This is a genomic window from Kitasatospora sp. NPDC059803 (assembly GCF_042732255.1).
Classification (GTDB): Bacteria; Actinomycetota; Actinomycetes; order Streptomycetales; family Streptomycetaceae; genus Kitasatospora.
The window spans coordinates 1-2207 of sequence record NZ_JBHWIJ010000538.1 but is presented as its reverse complement, the minus strand read 5'-3'; the positions used below and the strand labels follow the sequence as shown (position 1 = coordinate 2207).

3 protein-coding genes are annotated in these 2207 nt (G+C 72.9%); 2 read left to right on the top strand and 1 reads right to left on the bottom strand.

Going from position 1 to position 2207, the window contains the following annotated elements:
• The first annotated feature begins 225 nt into the window (after positions 1-225).
• Both ACFV6I_RS39250 and ACFV6I_RS39245 read left to right on the top strand, forming a co-directional pair.
• Entirely contained in the window at positions 226-864 is a 639-nt protein-coding gene (locus ACFV6I_RS39250) for an ATP-dependent Clp protease proteolytic subunit (RefSeq protein WP_063352603.1), read from the top strand.
• Position 865: 1 nt separating this feature from the next.
• Positions 866-1468 (top strand): ClpP family protease, encoded by a 603-nt coding sequence (locus ACFV6I_RS39245; RefSeq protein ID WP_063352604.1) that lies wholly within the window; start codon positions 866-868, stop codon positions 1466-1468.
• 151 nt (positions 1469-1619) lie between these two features.
• Here ACFV6I_RS39245 and ACFV6I_RS39240 read toward each other — a convergent pair whose 3' ends face one another.
• Complete coding sequence (locus ACFV6I_RS39240; protein ID WP_380431049.1) at positions 1620-2102, bottom strand: helix-turn-helix domain-containing protein; 483 nt, start codon at positions 2100-2102, stop codon at positions 1620-1622.
• Between the last annotated feature and the right edge of the window lie 105 nt (positions 2103-2207).

Sequence of the window (2207 nt, the reverse complement as noted above, 5' to 3'; positions counted from 1 at the left end):
CCCGGCGGCTGGCCGAGCCCCCCCGGGGCCCCGGCGCGCGTTTGGCAGATGCGCCGCCCGCGCCCCGGGCCCGGGCTGTCGCCTCTGCCCGTGGCGAATCTGCGGCGGGCAGAGAAAACGCATCCGGAGGTCTCCCGGGGTCAAGAGTGGAGTCGAGGGCAAGCCTGCCTCAGCACCTCGACGCTTCGACACCTCGACACCTCGGCATCTCGACAAGGAGACCGGATGACTCCCCTCACCACGCTCGCGCCCCGCGCGGAGGAGGGCGGCACGCCGCCCAGCCGCTTCGACGACCACCTCGCGGCGCAGCTGCTCGCCCAGCGGATCGTCCTCCTCGGCACCCAGGTCGACGACGTGTCGGCCAACCGGGTGTGCGCGCAGCTGCTCCTGCTGTCGGCGGAGGACCCGCGCACCGACATCGGCCTGTACGTCAACAGCCCCGGCGGGTCGGTCACCGCGGGGCTCGCCATCTACGACACCATGCGGCTCATCCCGAACGACGTCTCGACGCTGGTGATGGGGTTCGCCGCCAGCATGGGCCAGTTCCTGGTCACCGTGGGGGCGCCCGGCAAGCGGCTCGCGCTGCCGAACGCGCGGATCATGATGCACCAGCCCTCGGCGGGCATCGGCGGCACCGCCTCCGACATCGAGATCCAGGCGGAGAACCTCCAGTTCACCAAGAAGGCCATCGAGCGGATCACCGCCGAGCACACCGGGCAGAGCGAGGAGACGATCGCGCGCGACGGCGACCGGGACCGCTGGTTCACGGCCGAGCAGGCCAGGGAGTACGGGATCGTGGACCGGGTGGTGGAGTCGGTCGCCGACATCCGCCCGGCCGCGTCGCGCCGACGGATGGGGCTGTGACATGGGGTCGTACACGGTTCCCTACGTGATCGAGCGGACCGCGCAGGGCGAGCGCTCCTACGACGTCTTCAGCCGGCTGCTGAACGAGCGGATCATCTTCCTCGGCACCGAGATCGACGACGGGGTCGCCAACGTGGTCATCGCGCAGCTCCTGCACCTGGAGTCGGAGAGCCCGGAACGCGAGATCTCGATCTACCTCAACTCGCCCGGTGGATCGTTCACTTCGCTGATGGCGATCTACGACACGATGACGTTCGTGCAGGCGCCGATCTCCACGTTCTGCGTCGGTCAGGCGGCGTCGACGGCGGCGGTGCTGCTGGCCGGCGGAGACCCCGGGCGGCGGTTCGTGCTCCAGCACGCGCGGGTGCTGCTCGGCCAGCCGGCCAGCGGTGGCCGGCAGGGGACGGTGTCCGACCTCAGCCTCGCGGCGAAGGAGATGGTCCGCACCCGCTCGCAGGTGGAGGAGGTGCTGTCCCGGCACACGCGGCACGACGTGGCGACGCTGCGCGCGGACATGGACCGGGACAAGGTGTTCACCGCCGAGGAGGCCGTCGCCTACGGGCTCGCCGACGAGGTGCTGAGCCGACGGCTCGCGTTCGGCTGACTCCGCGCGGCCGTGGCCGGTACGGCGGGGCGCACCACCGTCGTACCGGCCGTCGGCCGGGTCAGGCCGGGTCAGGCCGGGCCAGGTCAGGTCAGGCCGGGTCAGGCCGGGCCCGATCAGGCCGGGCCAGGTCAGGTCAGGCCCGATCAGGTCAGGCGGCGAGGCAGAGCCCGTCGTACTGCCCCGTGGGCGACGTGCGGCTCCGGTCCAACCGGCTTCGGCCCACCTGACTGCGGCCCACCCCGCTCCGGCCCGCCTGGCTCCGGGTGTGCTGGGTCAGCTCGTCCTGGGCGAGCGAGAGCAGGTCGGCGAGGCCGAGTCCGAGGGCCCGGGCGGCGGCCGCGAGGACCTCGGAGGAGGCCTCCTTGCGCCCGCGCTCCAACTCCGACAGGTACGGGATCGAGATCCGGGCCGCCTCCGCCACGTCCTTCAACGTCCTTTCCTGGGCGAGCCGTTCGCGACGCATCGCATCGCCGACGAGGTCGCGCCACAGGGGTTCCCTCGGCGCGGGCGCCGGCGCCGGTGGCGCTCCCGCCGGCCGCTGCGGGGCGCGGGTCGCCCCGCCGGAACCGGGCGACGAGGTGTGCGGGCGCAGGGGGATGACGCGGGCTTCGTTCGGCGCATGAGTGCTCACCCCTCCAGCCTAGGGATCCGGGGCGTCGGGGGAAGGGAGTGGCGTTCTGCCCTGGGTGAAGCCGTCCGGGCCGCCCGGCCGGGCCCGTGGCCGTCGAACTCGCCA